This is a genomic window from Bacillus cereus (assembly GCF_002564555.1).
Lineage (GTDB): Bacteria > Bacillota > Bacilli > Bacillales > Bacillaceae_G > Bacillus_A > Bacillus_A cereus_K.
On record NZ_NUVD01000096.1, the window covers coordinates 19320 to 35792 of the forward strand.

Below are 16473 nucleotides of genomic sequence, written 5' to 3' on the forward strand. Positions count from 1 at the left end.
TAAGTAAGCTATTATATAGAAGAGATTTAAATTAAATCAGATTAACAAATCTCACAATAATCATAACTAAAAACGGACAAAACTTAACAACCTTGAACGGTGTTTATACAACCATTATGTATACACAATCTTATGAAAAGCCTTTCGTGCGCAAATACGGAAGGCTTTTTATTACACTCATAATTCAAATATAATTAGGGGTTAATTTAAAGTGATAGTTAGTTCCCTAGAATATTAAATATTTCTCTTTTCTTATCTTCATCTAGTTTAGAATCAATAACAGCTCTTCATTCATAAATCGTTTGGATTAGCTTCAAAAGCTAGCGATTTAAAGGAAATTGACACTCTATTTTTCTATCGAGTATTTTTTGCACCAGAACCCTTGAGAGAATATATGATAACGTTAATTAAATGAATTTCATAAAATCTTGCGTTTTACGCTAATAAAAATTATAACATTCAAAAAAATGAAATTTGAGGTAAAATGATGAATATAGGAATGAAAATAAAGAAATTGAGGACCGAAAAAGGAATGACTTTGAAAGAGTTAAGTGAAAAAAACGAACTATCTGTTGGAATTCTGTCTCAATTTGAAAGGGGGCTTACTACCATAGCAGTTGATTCACTTAAAAAACTAGCTGATATTTTTGAAGTACATTTAACACATTTTTTTGATTATCCACTTAAAAGGAAAGATATGGTTTTAAGAAGCTATGAACAAGAAATAGTGGATTCAGTAGAAGGTAGCTTTATTAAGTATAGTTTAAGTACAAATTTAGAAAATAAACAACTTGTTCCAAGGTTTATAGAAATACTTTCTCAAAAGAAAGATTAAGAAATATTATCTTATAAGCGTGAAAGTAAAGAATTTAGTCTTAAGGAAAATGGAGGTATTAGTAATGAATATCAGGAATAGAATCGAAAAGTTAAGGCAGCTAATGAAAGAAAATCAAATGGATGCTTATATAATTCCCAGTTTTGATGCACATCAGAGTGAATATGTAGCAGAACATTGGAAAGGTAGACAATGGATATCAGGATTTACAGGGTCAGCAGGTACTGTAGTTATTACATTAAATGATGCTGGGTTATGGACAGATGGCAGATACTATATTCAAGCTGAAAAGCAGCTTGAGAACTCAGGAATCAGATTATTTAGAATGGTAGATCCCGGGGTACCATCTTATACAGAATGGCTAGGAGACGTTCTTAAAGAAGGAAGCATTGTAGGATTTGATGGAAATGTTTTTTCAATTAATATGGTTAAAAAGATAGAAAAAGATCTAAAAGCAAAGAAAGTCGCATTAAAAATGAATCAAGATTTAATTGGTGAACTGTGGGAAGATAGACCGGAGATTCCTAAAGGACCAATTTTTACTCATGACGTAAAATATGCAGGCAAATCACGAGTAGAAAAATTAAATGAAGTAAGAGAAGAGATGAAAAATAAAGGAGCAAAATATTATATTTTAACTTCACTTGATGAAATTGCATGGCTTTTGAATATAAGAGGGGCCGATGTGCCTAACAATCCAGTTGTAATAGCTAATGTAATCGTAGCAGAACAAAAATGTTATTTATTTATTGATTCTTGCAAGGTTCCTTCTTCGGTTAAATTAGAACTGGAGGCTGAAGGAATCGAGTTAAAAGCGAATCATGAAATACAAATATTCTTAGGAAATATTTCAAACGAAGATGCCGTTATTTTAGATGCGGATAAAGCCAATATCATATTATATAATGCCATTAACAGTAATACAAAGAAAATTGAAAGCCCTAACATCACGAATGATTTAAAAGCTATTAAAAATGAAGTTGAGATAAAAAATTTAAAATGGTGTGAAATAAAAGATGGTTTAGCCATGGTGAAATTTATAAAATGGGTTAAAAACTGTGTAGATAAAGAAGAAATTACAGAGATTGCTGCAGAAGAAAGATTAGAAGATTTCAGAAGGGAACAGGAAGGATTTGTTGGACCTAGCTTTGATACGATAGCAGGTTATAAAGAACATGCTGCGATGATGCATTATAAAGCCAATAAAGAAACGCAACATACTCTTAGGAATGAAGGTCTTTTTTTAATTGATTCAGGCGGACAGTATTATGATGGAACAACAGATATTACACGAACGATTGTTTTAGGAGAACTTACCGATGAACAAAAAAGAGATTTTACATTGGTGTTAAAAGGGTTTATTGCATTAAGCTCAGTAAAATATTTATACGGAGCAACAGGCCCTCACTTAGATGTATTAGCAAGACAACCCATTTGGCAGTATGGTTTGGACTATAAATGCGGGACAGGACATGGAGTAGGTTTTTTCTTGAATGTTCATGAAGGGCCACAAAGCATAAGGAATAATAATAATAGCGTTATATTAGAAAAAGGCATGATTATTACGAATGAACCAGGAATATACCTAGAAGGTAAATACGGCATAAGAATTGAAAATATGATGTTAGTAGTAGAAGACGAGAAAACAGAGTTTGGTCAATTTATGAAATTTGAAGCAATTACGTATTGCCCTATTGATTTAGCCGGTATCAATAAGGATATGTTAACAGAGAGCGAAAAGCAATGGTTAAACAATTATCATCAAGAGGTATACATAAAGCTCGCTCCTTATTTAAATGAAGAAGAGAAAGTGTGGCTAAGGGAAGAGACTCGGGAAATATAAATAGGTTTGCCGAATACTTTAAATGGATAAAAATTAAACAACTTTAAAGATCCTTACTACATTCTATATTATCAAGACCTAAATCGTAAAAAGTCATAAAAAATAAAGGGCGATACATATTAGTCATGTGTAATATGTATCGCCCTTTTAATTGTTGTTCAACAATCGCGCCATGATTGTTGAAGTTCGTTTTTCTTATTGAACTAACGCATCTGTTCGTTAAGTGTAACTTTTCACAATTACTTGATATTATATAGGTGAATAGAAAGATAAATTAAAATTTAGTTTAGTAGTTGTAAAAGTAGGTTATTTATATTATTCTATTATAATTTTTCAAAAAGGAGAGTTTATGAAAAAGATTATTGTTTTTGTATTAACGATATTTATATTAATCTCAGGATTCGCAACACAAAGTTATGCGTTGTCTGATTCGAAATCTGCGGCAATACAAGCGTTGCTAGATGATGCCTCTCGTATATCAGGTGTGCCGGGAATGTCAATCTCAATACTTGCTGATGATGAAGTGTTCTACTTTTCTTCAGGGTATGCTGACCGTGAAAAGGGGTTGTCTGCAAGTGAAAATACACTCTATGAGTTAGCCTCGGTCAGTAAAGCTTTTACTGGTATGGGTATTATGCTATTGGAAGAGCAAGGGCTGCTCTCAATGACTGACCCTGTCCAAAAATATTTACCTTGGTTTACGTTAAAGTATCAAGGGAAACCTGTTGATATGCAAAGCCTTACACTAAATAACTTTCTTCACCATACCAGTGGTCTAACAAATTTTAGGCATACTCAAAGTATTCCACAAGGCAATACACCGGATATGTTGCAAAAGACTGTGGAAATGCTCGTAGATACTGAATTGGCGTTCCCTCCCGGTGAACAGTATAACTATGGAACCGTTAATTATGACGTATTGGGTTTGGTTATTGAGATTGTGTCGCGACAAAGCTATGAAGACTTTATGAGGGAACAGGTATTTCAGCCGTTAGGCCTTCACCAGACGTATGTTTATAAAGAAGATGCTCAAGCCACTGGACAGTTGGCACAGGGCTACCGTTCTTCCTTTTTTATGACAACTCCATTTAAAGCTCCGGATTATGCTGGGAATAAGCCCGCAGGCTACATCATTTCTAATACAAAAGATATGGCGCGTTGGATGGGCATACAGATGGGTATTGTGCAGGACATACCCGAAATATTTCACACGGTTATCGAAAAATCACATAGGGGTGATATGTCTGTTTCGGCTGTCAACGATATGTATTATGCGGCAGGCTGGTCGGTAAACGCCGACCAAACGATTATAGAACACACTGGGGGCAATCCAAATTTCAGAACCGAAGTAGTCATACTGCTAAATGAACGAACAGCCGTCTGCTTGCTGAGCAACGGCGCAAATACCAATATAAACCTGGTACTAAAAGTTAAAGATATACTAGACGGCAATCTAACTCAGTCATATGAAATAAGCGGCACACAGCTTTTGGATATCATTTTGTCGTCTATCACTATTATTCTTTGCCTATTGGCCGTTCTCCTATTTCTCTTAGGATTACGCAGAAGGAAAACGAATGAGCGGCAGCCAATGACAAAAAAGAGAATAATCGTAACAGTTATTTTCCTGATCGCTACGATTGCCCTGGGTATACTGTGCTGTGCTTTCGATTGGTCAACGATGCTTATTTGGCAAACATATAGTGTTCTTACAGCTTTGATTTCGTCAGCATTATTAACAGCAAGCATTACATGGTTTGTATACACTCACCGATAAAATACCTAGCTCCCAAGATAAACATAATGTTAAGTAATTAAATTTCAATTTATCGGTATGCTTAATTTGAAAAACATAAGACACTTCGGTGTCTTTTTTAATATCATCGACAATTTTCCCAGTCAAACCTAATTACTATTGCTTCCACTAACCTGCTCCGTTCGTGGAATAAGGATTTTTAAACAACTAATATTATTTTTCAAATGACTTTATTGTAAATTAAACAACAATATTATTTTTGCACAAGCGTCGTTAGATAACATTTCTTAAAAGACTGTTATTCAACAATCTGGCCCGATAGTTGAAGAAGGAGAACAACGTTCTCCTATTGACTATAACTTTTTATAAATATCTGCGTAAGCTACTTTCAGTTGTTCTCTTAATTTCTTGTTTTCATCTTCTAATTTCTTATTTTTCCTTTTTAGGGAAGCAATCAAGGCATCCTTGTTACTTTCATTCATTTCTCGCTTTACTTGTTTCGGGGTAGGTACTTGTGATTGTTGATTTCTTAGAGTTTCAATTCTTGAACGGAAATCCTTGTTGTTGTAGAGTGTTGCTTTCGATACACCAGCTTCTTTAGAAACACTATTGAAGTTTATAGTCCCATTGGCTTTTATGAGCCTTTTTATTACTTCATCTACTCTCTGATAGGTATTTGCTTTTCGTTTGGCATGAATCGCTTTCAAATGTTCAGAACGGTCATATTCAGCCATTTTTAACACCTAACTTTCTTTTCATCCGATCTTGTCTACCAAAGATAACATTTCCTTCTTGGAGGGTATTTAAAATGTTTTGATAACGTTTTAAATTCTTTTGATTCTTCTCCGCAATATCTTCTCGACCTCGTTGTTTCGCTATTTCAATTGCCTTTGTGGTTGTTTTAACGTGAAGTTCATACTTTTGTTTATCTAACTCTGAAAAACCTACCGATAAGTCTCTACATGGGGTTTGGTTATCACCACAAGTTAGACAAGGTGGGGCTTCCATGTGAGGACAATTTCCGTTCAAACGAGCGTGACACGTTCCATAAGGGTTGTCCATCGCATTTAGCTTGTGATCTTGCCATAAGGCATCCAATATGTCTGTTGGAATATCTTCTCCTGCTTTAATTTCTTGAACTTCACCGTTTAAGTCAAAACTAAAAACACCTTGTTTAATGACTGATTCAAACGCTTGTCTTTTCGTATTATCTAATAGTTTGGCATATCTTAGTGTCATTTCGGGCGATGCATGAGCCAATAACTCTTGTACCGTCAGAATATCTGCACCACCATTTAACATTTTTACTCCGTAAGTGTGTCGGAACTGGTGGGCTTTGAAGTGAAACCGATTGCCATTTTCATCAGTGATGTTTTTTTGTTTTGCCAATATATTTAATTGTTCTCTAACAAATACCTGACTAAATGGTTTTCCTTTTCTTTGACCCCGATAACGAACGAAAATATACCCTTCGGGATTATTGTCTTGATTGCTAAGTTCTTTTGATTTCTCGATTAGAACCGCAAGAATATCTGCTAATTCATTGTCAATCGGAATTCGATGACCTTGAACATAGGTTTTTTCAATATTCGTTTCGATAGAGTATTGACCATTGAGTTTTACTAAGCAATCAGAGGTTAAGCCTAATACATCAGAAATTCTAAGTCCTGTTTTAAACGTAATCCAAACAACAGGTGTCACATCTTTATGCAAGTCATCAATATGAGTAAAGAGTTGCTCTAAAACATAGTCAGGGATGTAATCAATCTGATCAATTGATTTTTTTCTTAGCTTAGGTCTATCTCCAGAAAAGATCAACAATCTTACATGAGTTTCGGGAGCCATTTCATACTCATATCGTTGAATATCTTCAAGAAACTTTTGTAAGATTGTCATTGAAGTATTTACATATTGTTCAGGATGCGAGTTCCGTCTTTTTATATTACTTTTAGCGTATTCATGTAAATATTGAATGTACTCTTCAATATGACAACGTTTTAAGGTTTTTATATCCATCCACGTTGTTTCTTTGGAAAAGATAAACATAAAAAACTTCGACAGATAATTAACATAATATATTGCTGAGCCCCAAGAGAATTTATTTTTACTTAGTAACCGTTGTTTACAGTATTTTTTAACTTGTTCACGAACTTTTTTATCAATCGTTGTAAAATTAAGATAATATTCTGATCTACTTTGATTGTAATCAACCCCGTACCTCTTATTTAAAATACGAACATCCCATTTGTCTTTTTCCCATTCTTCACGTTTATCGGTGGATTGGAATAGGGCAATATAAACGTTTCTCAAAAAACTTGCTACTGGTGTTTTTAAGATAGAATCTTTTCTGATTTCTCTTTTCTTTAAGCGTTGAGTATTCACCCCATTTTCATTCAACCAAAACAAATACTCACGTTCTGCTTTATCAATATCCAAATCCAACAAAGATGATAGCTTGGGATATTTTTCATTCAAGAACTCTGTCATTCTTTTTAATGGGCTTTGATTCATAAATATGTTTTTGATCGTCCATAAATCATTAAACAGTTGCTGATAATAGACATATTTCACTTCTAAATTGATCGAAGGATTATTAAATCGAAAATGAACACTTTTAGTTGAATAGTTATAGTTTTCCACGACTTCTTCGAACTGTTTAATTTCACCTAAGAAGTTAATGTTCCATTTATCGTTGACTAAGAAGTAGGGATTGTTTACTTGTTTAATTGAAACAGAACCATCTTCATGTACTGTTTTTTCGGGATAAGTTGAAAGTTCTACTTGTAAGCCTTCGTGAAAGCCTATTTCTTTTACCTGAACATTCTTGATTTTCTTCATCCAGTAACTCCTTTCAGTTATTTTCCTTTAGGTTGAATTCGGATTGTGCTTTATTCCAATCTTCTCGTATATCTTCATCCGAAGGATGTAGGTACAGGTTCATTGTTGTTTGAATTTGAGAGTGTCCTAATCGTTCTTGCACTTGTTTTATATCCTTTGTTTTCTGATAGTAAATTGTAGCGTGTGTATGGCGAAATAGGTGAGGGTGTAGGTTTATCCCTGTTTTCTTTTTTAAACGCTTAAATAGGGATTCTACGTTCCAATATTCCATTGGTTTTCCTACATCTTTTCCTCGCAGTTTTACAAAAACAAAGTTTGAATCCAATTCTAATTCATCAAGCACTTCATACAAGTAATCATCATATAAATCCATTAAGGACTGCGATACATAAATTTCTCGTTCACCTGTCTTTAACATAGCGCCGTTTTCTAATTCCCCACGATCTATCAAACGAATTCGATGTCCCTTTGCATGATCAAAAACAAAATCCTCCATAAAAAGAGCGAGAGCTTCTCCAATACGCAATCCTGTTTCAAATAACAGTTGAATCAAGAAAGTGTCTCGTATATTTGTTGTTGCTTGTAATACTTGTTGTACTTGTTCTTTTGTGAGTGTATCTACTCTTTTGCGTGGTTCTTTTAATTTTAATATGTTTCTGATTGATGGCTTGTCCTGATTTACATGGTGTAAGAAACTTTTGTAACGTGAGTTTCCCCTTGTAAACACTTGTTTCATCAACTTTTCCATCATGTCATTTTTTACTTCTTCGTTTCGAAATAAGTAGTCATAGAAGTTTGCTATAACTGTAATTGTAAGGTTAATTGTTTTTTCCGTTCGCTTTGCTTTCTCTTGTTGAAGGGGAGTGACTTTTGAACTCTCATAAGGACTTCTTAACCACCCCACAAACTCTACTAAATCTTCTAACCTAATATACTTATAATCTTTGTTTGTATCTTTTAAGTAGGTAAAAAAATGTTTTAAGGAATAACAATATGTTTTTTGAGTATTAGGGCTTTTTCCTGTCCTATCTAAATACTTTATATATTTCATAACTGGCATTACAAGGAATCCCTCTTGATCCAATAATATGTATCTCTTGTTGTTATTCTCTATAAGAACCTCTTGTACTTTCATAGCACTCACCCCTTAAAATCATATTAACGCTCGGTCTAAAGACCTCACTACGCCTCCCGCTATGGGCTACGTCCTCCACCTAAAGTGCACATACTTTTCTGGATATTATATACATATTAAACTATATTTTTAATATCTGTATAACTAATCTAATATGTATAAGAAAAGAGGATATATGCTCATATATTGAACATAATATCCTCTTATTAGTTTAGTCTATTTAAATAAAATGTAGTAAGGATCATATATTTTTATAAGAAAATTAAATAACTTTATTATCACTTAACAACAAGGTCGTGAAATTCCATGCCGAAGGAGATAAAGTGAAAATCACATCGTTCTCTAATACTAGTAATTGAACATTTTAGTTTCTGGCCATTGGTAGTCATAATGATCGGAAGTGTAGTCAACATAGCTTATATTACACCCTTTCTACATAATAGTTTATCCCACTATTTGTGGGCAGTGAGACTCCCAGCTTAAAATTGAACCAAAGCAAAGAAGTTAGGTGGGAGATCAACCGCACGTTAAAGCCTGATGAATTCAGCTGAATAAATGAACTTAAAGACACAAGATTCCAACTTAATGTAATAAAAAAAGAGCCATATATGATGAAGTGCACCCCAATTGTTAGACACTGTCTAACAATTGGAGGTGCATTTTTTATGGCTAAATTTTCTTCAAAAGAAAACGACCTGTCTAACTTTCGGGGGTCACTTCAAAAAAGAGTGGCTTTTTTATTGAGTATTAATTATTTTTTTCAAATGCTAATTTGATACCGAATCCAATTAAGACAATCCCTGTTAGTCCTTGAATATAACGTTGTGTCTTCGGTTTCTTCATAAAAGCACTAATTTTATCAATTAAAAATATATAAAAAGCGAACCAAATAACTGTTAAAATGAGATAAGTAAGGCCCATTACGAGAAGTTGAATGAATGTATTATGATTTGGATTTAAAAATTGCGGTAAAAAAGTTAGAAAGAAGACCGCAATTTTTGGGTTTAATAGATTAGTAAGAAACCCTTGACGAAAGCAAGAAGTATGCTTATTATCATTACTTATTGCTACATCATTTGTATTTACGCCTTCTTTGTTTCTTACGGCTAAAAGAGCTTTAATACCAATATAAATTAAATATAGAGCTCCAACATACTTGAAAATAGAAAATAAAAGAGCTGACTTTACAATAAGTGCAGAAAGACCAATTACCGCTGCTAAAGTATGAATCAAAAGTGCAACACATGTACCGAGCACTGTTTTTACTCCACCGACCTTACCAGCAACCAATGTATTTTTCGTAGCCATTGCTGTATCTGGACCAGGTAAAATGATAAGACAAATTGACATAATGATGAAAAGAAGATAATTTTCTATCATAAATTGTCCTCCTTTTTATTTTTAGAAAATTCGATTAAAGTTAGTGTAGCACACATTTTGGTTAAATTAAATTAAATTTTATTTAAAGATATTAAATAAAGAAGGCTATATAAGTAGTATTTCACATACTACTTATATAGCCTTTTGTTATGCGTTAAGTAAGTTAAAGAAACGATTTACGTCTTCTTCTGAAACATCACTTAACTGTTTATATTTATAATTTGGATTTTGATCTTTATCAACGACAACGGAGCGTACTCCTTCGAAGAAATCTTCATGTCTCATGAAATTTTTAGCTAGTATAAGGTCCGTAGCGAAACATTCTTCAACGGACTTATCTTGTCCATCAATAAACTGTTTTAATGTTACTTTTAGTGAAACAGGGGATTTTGATAATAGCGTTTCTTTCGTTTTGAAAGCAAAGGAACTTTGATCTTTCTCCAATGAATGGATGATTTCTTCAATTGTATCGAATGCAAAATGTGAATTGATTACTTCTAATGAAGGAGCCAGCTCGCTTTCTAGGGTTGGAGCAGTTGCAAATGTACGAATGACTTCTTTTAAATTAGTATGTACATCATCTTCTTTATGCCAATTTACACTTTCAAGTTCAGTAAGGAAATTTGGTAATGTATCTGATGGCATAAAGTAGTCAGCAGCATTTATAAATAATACGTCTGAAGCTTTTAATATAGAGGCAGTTAAAGTAACATAACGCCCTGTATATCCAGGTGCTTTATTTAAGAAATATGCAGCGCCGACGTCTGGGAAGAAGCCGATGTTCATCTCAGGCATTGCCCATTTTGTTTTTTCTGTCACAATTCTGTATGTAGCACCATTTGTAAGTCCGACACCACCGCCCATTACGATACCATCTAAACAAGCGATAATCGGTTTTTTATATTGATAAATGTAAGTATCAATTTCATACTCTTCTTCAAAAAATTGCTCAGCATGCTGCAGTGCAACTTCGTTTGAACGAGCTTCGTAAAGAGTCTTAATGTCACCGCCTGCGCAAAATCCTTTTGTGCCAGCTCCTTTTAATACGATAACCGCAATACGCTCATCGTGCTCCCACTCTTTAAGTTTTTGTCCAATTGGTTGTAACATATCATAGGATAGAGAGTTAAGTGCTTTTGGGCGGTTCAAAGTAATTGAAGCAACGCCGTTTTCATTAACAGAAAATAAAACGTTTTCAGTCATGATTCATCCTCCTTTATATATCTTCTTATTCTTAATTCTTGATATGTATTGAAATGTCCTTTATAAATTTTGTCTAAAGTTGGCGGTAAGTGTTAATGTATCCCGCTATTTGTAGACAGTAAGACTCCCATCTCAAAATTCAGCGAATACGAGAAAGCTAGGTGGGAGATAATGGTCGGTAAAAGCTCGATAGGTGCGGGCTAATTAGTGGGAGTTTTGTTCGTACACATGGAGTAAAGTATCATTTTCTCCAATGCGTATTTTGACGAGTTATCTTTGCAGGATTTTGAGGGTTGAAGATGAATAATACACTATTAATGTAAGTGTAATTAGTTGAAGTTATGATGATAAAAGCGCTATTATATATGTGTAAAATGTACAAAATAACTTCAAAATTGAATGGCTTACATTATACTGAATGTTTACATGTAGTTAGAAATAGAGAAAGGAGAAATCGGAATGCCAGGACCTTTACTATTGTCGGTTATTATTTTGTCATCATTAATGATAGGGATTACTCAGTATTTTCATCATACAGATACGACAGAAGAAGTGAAGGATAAAGTTCGACTTGTATTTCCGATTTTTATAGTATCTATTTCCTTATGTTTCCTATTAAATAAAGATGGATATATTGTGGTGGTCTTTTCATTTTTCGTAGCAATCGTTTTAATAACGATTTTATATTATGTAATGAAAGATTATATACAAAAATAAAAGTGTCTATATAGACATTTTTATTTTTGCGCAACATTAAAATTTCACATACCGTATTTTATTTAAAAACATAAAACAAATGACAATAGAAAAGTAGCTACTTTACCTTGTATTTACTTGTCAATCTTGCATAGCCACTATACTATAAATAATGTAGAGATTAGAAAAAGGGGTTGTATCTAACATGAAATTTGAGATGCACACGAAAATTATTTCAAATGAAAAAGAAGTAAGATTAAATATGGAAGAAAATCTATTTCAATTAAACTTAGATGGTTACCATTTATTCGCAGTTCAAGAAATATTACCTTTATATAAAACGAATCAAGAAAGAATTGGTAGTGCAGTAGTTCAAAAATTAGAGTGGGAGAACGGAAAAACTACAGTAAACTATCAACTTGTATCACTACAATCAGTTAATTAAAAGGAGAAGAAAAATATGAAGTTATTTCATACAGCGGATTGGCATTTAGGCAAGCTTGTTCATGGCGTGTATATGACTGAAGACCAAAAGATTGTATTAAATCAGTTTGTACAAGCTGTTGAAGAAGAAAAGCCAGATGCCGTAATTATTGCAGGAGATTTATATGACCGAGCAATACCACCGACAGAAGCAGTAGACTTATTAAATGATGTCTTACAAAAAATGGTTATTGATTTACAAACACCAGTTATCGCAGTAGCTGGTAACCATGATAGTCCAGATCGTATCCATTTTGGAAGCAATTTAATGAAAAAACAGGGGTTACATATTGTAGGACAATTTCAATTTCCATATGAACCTGTTGTATTAAATGATGAGTTTGGAGAGGTTCACTTTCATTTAGTACCATATGCAGATCCAAGTATAGTTAGACATGTATTGAAAAATGAAGATGTTCGTTCTCATGATGATGCGATGCGTATTTTTATGAATGAACTTTCTGAAACGCTGGATAAAGAAGCTAGACATGTATTTGTTGGACATGCATTTGTAACGTCTTCAGGAGAGGCGGAGGAGAATACAAGTGATGCAGAGCGACCGCTTTCAATTGGTGGTGCTGAATATGTAAATAGTCATTATTTTGATAAGTTTCATTACACAGCGCTTGGACATTTACATCAAGCGCATTTCGTACGTAATGAGACCATTCGATATTCAGGTTCGCCACTTGCCTATTCTATTTCTGAAGAAAAACATAAAAAAGGGTATTATATTGTGGAACTAGACGAAAAGGGTGAAGTAACAATTGAAAAAAGGTTACTTTCACCACGTCGTAAAATGCGAACAGTAGAAGCGAAAATAGATGAATTATTACAACATCCAGTAAGTGAAGATTACGTATTTGTAAAATTACTAGATGAAAATCCTGTCTTGCAGCCAATGGAGAAAATACGTTCTGTATATCCAAATGCCATGCATGTTGAAAGATCTATTCAAAGACGAGAGTTCACGGGTGAAAATGAAGTAACTGTTTCAAGACATAAAACGGATGATTTATCTCTTTTAAAAGCTTTTTATAAAGAAATGAAAGGCTTAGATTTATCAGAAGAGAAAGAACGTCTATTTATAGAAGTATTACAAACAGTGCAAGAACGGGAAGGTGAACGAGGATGAGACCGATTCAGCTAATTATGACGGCATTTGGGCCATATAAACAGAAAGAAGTAATCGATTTTGATGATCTTGGAGAGCATCGTATTTTCGCCATTTCTGGGAATACGGGAGCTGGAAAGACAACGATTTTTGATGCGATTTGTTATGTATTATATGGGGAGGCTAGTGGAGAAGAACGTAGTGATACGAGCATGCTTCGAAGTCAATTTGCTGATGATGATGTTTATACAAGTGTAGAACTAACTTTTCAGTTAAAAGGGAAACGCTATGAAATAAAACGACAACTTGGTCATAAAAAACAAGGCAATAAGACGATTACAGGACATGCAGTAGAGTTATATGAAGTAATTGATGGAGAAAAGGTTCCAGCTGTTGATCGTTTTCACGTTACGGATGTAAATAAAAAAGTGGAAGATTTAATTGGGTTAAGCAAACATCAATTTAGCCAAATTGTCATGTTGCCACAAGGAGAATTCCGAAAACTGTTAACATCTGAGACTGAAAATAAAGAAGAAATTTTACGTCGGATTTTTAAAACGGATCGCTATAAGTTAATGCGTGAGTTACTTGATCAAAAACGTAAACAATGGAAAGACGTTCTGCAAGAAAAACAAAAAGAGCGAGAGTTACATTTCCGCAATGTATTTAAACTACCAATTCGAGATGGAGCATTATTAGAGACATTAGTGGAACAAGAACATGTAAATACGCATCAAGTAGTAGAAGCATTAGAACAAGAAACAGATGCATATAAGGCAGAGGTTGAGCAATTACAAGTAGAGCAAGATGTTCAAACAAAACAATTAAAGGATGCTGAAACACGTTTTCATGCAGCAAAGTCTGTAAATGAGAAATTTATAGATTTACAACAAAAGAACGAGAAGCATAACATTTTGCAAGAAAACCGTACAGTCATTGAAATGAAAGAAAAATCCTTTAAACGTGCGGAACAAGCGAAGCGTTTATTACCATTTGAACAGTGGTATGAGGAAGCGATGCTAAATGAGCAGAAGGCTGAAAGTTTGTTAAATCAGATAATCGCCAAAAAAGAACATATAATGAATAGTTTTGAAATTGCTCAGCAGAAATATGAATCGATAAAGAATAAAGAATTTGAACGAGAAGATGCTAAAAAACTTGTTCAAAGATTAGAAGAGTTACAACCAATTATTTCATCATTAGCTGAGAAAAAGTTAAATTTACAAAATGCTGAAATTCAAATAGGGAAATTAAAAGAAAGTATGCAAAAGCTCGATCAACAACTAGAAGAGCATACAAATCAAAAACAAAGAATGTCTGGTGAATTACAGCAATTAGAACAAGCACTTGAGCAATATGTAGCTAAAGTAGAAGAACTAACGAATATGCGAGAAGATGCAAAAGTTTTAAAGCAAGCATATGATGTTTGGCAAGAAAAGCAAAAATTTGAGCAAGAAAAAGAAGTAGCATTTAATAAAATGCAAATGGCAGTTCGTGCATATGAAAATATGGAACGCCGCTGGTTAAATGAACAAGCAGGTATATTAGCTCTTCATTTACATGATGGCGAATCTTGCCCAGTATGTGGTAGTACGAACCATCCGAAAAAAGCTACAGAGCAAAGTGATGCGATCGATGAAAAAGAGTTAAACGATTTAAGAGACAAGAAAAACGTTGCTGAAAAATTACATGTTCAATTAGAGGAGAAATGGAATTTCTATCGACTACAATATGAACAAGTGATAGAAGAAGTCATGAAGCGGGGATACCGCTCAGAACAATTAGACGAAACGTACAGTGTACTTGTCCAAAAGGGAAAACAATTAGTAGCAGAAGTTAATGCGTTAAAAGCAAGTGAAGAAAAACGTAAGCAGACTGCTGTGAATATAAAAAGCGTAGAAGAAAAAGTAGAAGAATTTCAGAAACAAAAGCGTGAAATGGAAACAATACAACACCGTACAGAAATGGAGTGCATGCAGCTTCGTACGTCATATGAACATGATAAGAACAATATTCCAGAAGGCTTACAAACAGTACAAGCTTGGAAAGTACAGTTTGATCAAGCTATGCATGAACTCTGGTTGATGGAAGACGAATGGAAGAAAGCGCAAGAAGCGTATCAACATTGGCAAAATGAAAATATACGTATTGAAGCAGAACATAAGGGTGCTTCTAATCAATTTGAAAGTGCAAAATTGAAGAAAGAAGAGACTTTCGCGCGCTTTATGAAAGAACTAGAGCAGAGCGGATTTACAGATCAGCTAACGTATAAAGAAGCTAAGTTAAATGATACTGAGATGGAAATGTTACAAAAAGAAATTCAAAGTTATTATTCATCTCTTGAATTGCTTGCAAAACAAATCGAAGAGTTACATGCTGAATTAAAAGATAAAGAGTACATGGATATTACATCGTTAGGTGAACACATAAAAGAATTAGAAATTAATCTCGATATAATTAAAGAGAAACGTCAACGTGCACAAAACGCTGTAACATATATTTCTGATTTACATGAAAATATTAGACGTATTGATGAACAAATTCATGAGGAAGAAAAAGCTTTCCAAGAACTTGTTGATTTATATGAAGTAATGAAAGGCGATAACGAAAGTCGCATATCATTCGAGCGTTACATCTTAATTGAGTATTTAGAACAAATTGTTCAAATTGCAAACGAACGACTACGTAAATTATCAAATGGACAATTTTATTTAAAACGAAGTGAACGAGTTGAAAAGAGAAACCGTCAAAGTGGATTAGGCCTAGATGTATACGACGCATACACTGGCCAAACACGTGATGTAAAAACATTATCTGGCGGTGAGAAATTTAACGCATCACTTTGCTTAGCGCTCGGAATGGCAGACGTAATTCAAGCGTATGAAGGTGGTATTTCCATCGAAACGATGTTTATCGATGAAGGATTCGGTTCATTAGATGAGGAGTCATTAACGAAAGCAGTTGATGCTTTAATTGACTTACAAAAATCAGGTCGATTTATTGGAGTTATTTCACACGTTCAAGAGTTGAAAAACGCAATGCCGGCTGTATTAGAAGTAACGAAGCAGAAGGATGGATGTAGTCAGACGAGGTTTGTGGTGAAGTAAGTTTGGGAAGTAAAGTAGGAACTTTGTGTAGTATGTATGGCAAATAAAACGTCGTCTCTTCATTGGAGACGACGTTTTATTTT

General features: G+C 33.8%; 12 protein-coding genes and 1 pseudogene. 7 read left to right on the plus strand and 6 right to left on the minus strand.

Annotation, left to right across the window (positions count from 1 at the left end; all coding sequences use genetic code 11):
* The first annotated feature begins 487 nt into the window (after positions 1–487).
* From COI75_RS21990 to COI75_RS22000, 3 genes are all read left to right on the plus strand, one after another.
* Positions 488–835 (plus strand): helix-turn-helix domain-containing protein, encoded by a 348-nt coding sequence (locus tag COI75_RS21990; protein ID WP_002095664.1) that lies wholly within the window; start codon positions 488–490, stop codon positions 833–835.
* Between the two features lie 64 nt (positions 836–899).
* A complete protein-coding gene (locus COI75_RS21995) occupies positions 900–2678 on the plus strand; it encodes an aminopeptidase P family protein (RefSeq protein ID WP_001026261.1) in 1779 nt (592 codons plus the stop codon).
* 349 nt (positions 2679–3027) lie between these two features.
* Positions 3028–4455 (plus strand): serine hydrolase domain-containing protein, encoded by a 1428-nt coding sequence (locus COI75_RS22000; RefSeq protein ID WP_000720981.1) that lies wholly within the window; start codon positions 3028–3030, stop codon positions 4453–4455.
* Positions 4456–4787: 332 nt separating this feature from the next.
* On the opposite strand, the gene COI75_RS22005 is transcribed toward COI75_RS22000, so the two are convergent.
* The 6 genes and pseudogenes from COI75_RS22005 to COI75_RS22025 form a co-directional block, all read right to left on the minus strand.
* Complete coding sequence (locus COI75_RS22005) at positions 4788–5168, minus strand: DUF6262 family protein (protein WP_000852815.1); 381 nt, start codon at positions 5166–5168, stop codon at positions 4788–4790.
* Positions 5161–7272, minus strand: a complete 2112-nt coding sequence (locus COI75_RS22010; RefSeq protein ID WP_000721448.1) for a tyrosine-type recombinase/integrase — start codon at positions 7270–7272, stop codon at positions 5161–5163. The genes COI75_RS22005 and COI75_RS22010 overlap by 8 nt, the downstream gene beginning before the upstream one ends.
* A 13-nt stretch (positions 7273–7285) precedes the next feature.
* The gene (locus COI75_RS22015) at positions 7286–8407 is read right to left on the minus strand and encodes a tyrosine-type recombinase/integrase (RefSeq protein ID WP_000867925.1); all 1122 of its coding nucleotides are present in this window, start codon (positions 8405–8407) and stop codon (positions 7286–7288) included.
* A gap of 287 nt (positions 8408–8694) precedes the next feature.
* A pseudogene (locus tag COI75_RS27715) lies at positions 8695–8820 on the minus strand (GNAT family N-acetyltransferase); the annotation flags it as partial.
* Positions 8821–9154: 334 nt separating this feature from the next.
* Positions 9155–9787 (minus strand): LysE family translocator, encoded by a 633-nt coding sequence (locus tag COI75_RS22020; protein ID WP_000572363.1) that lies wholly within the window; start codon positions 9785–9787, stop codon positions 9155–9157.
* 147 nt (positions 9788–9934) lie between these two features.
* Positions 9935–10990, minus strand: coding sequence for an enoyl-CoA hydratase/isomerase family protein (locus COI75_RS22025; RefSeq protein ID WP_098448640.1), 1056 nt, complete (start codon positions 10988–10990; stop codon positions 9935–9937).
* Between the two features lie 459 nt (positions 10991–11449).
* On the opposite strand from COI75_RS22025, the gene COI75_RS22030 reads away from it, so the two are divergent.
* The 4 genes from COI75_RS22030 (at position 11450) to COI75_RS22045 (ending at position 16390) form a co-directional block, all read left to right on the plus strand.
* Complete coding sequence (locus COI75_RS22030; RefSeq protein WP_001119410.1) at positions 11450–11707, plus strand: hypothetical protein; 258 nt, start codon at positions 11450–11452, stop codon at positions 11705–11707.
* A 184-nt stretch (positions 11708–11891) separates the two neighbouring features.
* Positions 11892–12131 carry a DUF2584 family protein gene (locus COI75_RS22035; protein ID WP_000667353.1) on the plus strand — a complete coding sequence of 80 codons (240 nt, stop codon included), beginning with the start codon at positions 11892–11894 and terminating at the stop codon, positions 12129–12131.
* A 15-nt stretch (positions 12132–12146) separates the two neighbouring features.
* Positions 12147–13304, plus strand: coding sequence for an exonuclease SbcCD subunit D (locus tag COI75_RS22040; protein WP_000765162.1), 1158 nt, complete (start codon positions 12147–12149; stop codon positions 13302–13304).
* Positions 13301–16390, plus strand: coding sequence for an AAA family ATPase (locus tag COI75_RS22045; protein ID WP_001247422.1), 3090 nt, complete (start codon positions 13301–13303; stop codon positions 16388–16390). Before COI75_RS22040 ends, COI75_RS22045 begins: the two co-directional genes overlap by 4 nt.
* Positions 16391–16473: the final 83 nt, after the last annotated feature.

Coding starts and splice junctions, on each gene's coding strand:
- COI75_RS21990 (WP_002095664.1), top strand. CDS start 488: ATGAATATAGGAATGAAAATAAAGAAATTGAGGACCGAAAAAGGAATG.
- COI75_RS21995 (WP_001026261.1), top strand. CDS start 900: ATGAATATCAGGAATAGAATCGAAAAGTTAAGGCAGCTAATGAAAGAA.
- COI75_RS22000 (WP_000720981.1), top strand. CDS start 3,028: ATGAAAAAGATTATTGTTTTTGTATTAACGATATTTATATTAATCTCA.
- COI75_RS22005 (WP_000852815.1), bottom strand. CDS start 5,168: ATGGCTGAATATGACCGTTCTGAACATTTGAAAGCGATTCATGCCAAA.
- COI75_RS22010 (WP_000721448.1), bottom strand. CDS start 7,272: ATGAAGAAAATCAAGAATGTTCAGGTAAAAGAAATAGGCTTTCACGAA.
- COI75_RS22015 (WP_000867925.1), bottom strand. CDS start 8,407: ATGAAAGTACAAGAGGTTCTTATAGAGAATAACAACAAGAGATACATA.
- COI75_RS22020 (WP_000572363.1), bottom strand. CDS start 9,787: ATGATAGAAAATTATCTTCTTTTCATCATTATGTCAATTTGTCTTATC.
- COI75_RS22025 (WP_098448640.1), bottom strand. CDS start 10,990: ATGACTGAAAACGTTTTATTTTCTGTTAATGAAAACGGCGTTGCTTCA.
- COI75_RS22030 (WP_001119410.1), top strand. CDS start 11,450: ATGCCAGGACCTTTACTATTGTCGGTTATTATTTTGTCATCATTAATG.
- COI75_RS22035 (WP_000667353.1), top strand. CDS start 11,892: ATGAAATTTGAGATGCACACGAAAATTATTTCAAATGAAAAAGAAGTA.
- COI75_RS22040 (WP_000765162.1), top strand. CDS start 12,147: ATGAAGTTATTTCATACAGCGGATTGGCATTTAGGCAAGCTTGTTCAT.
- COI75_RS22045 (WP_001247422.1), top strand. CDS start 13,301: ATGAGACCGATTCAGCTAATTATGACGGCATTTGGGCCATATAAACAG.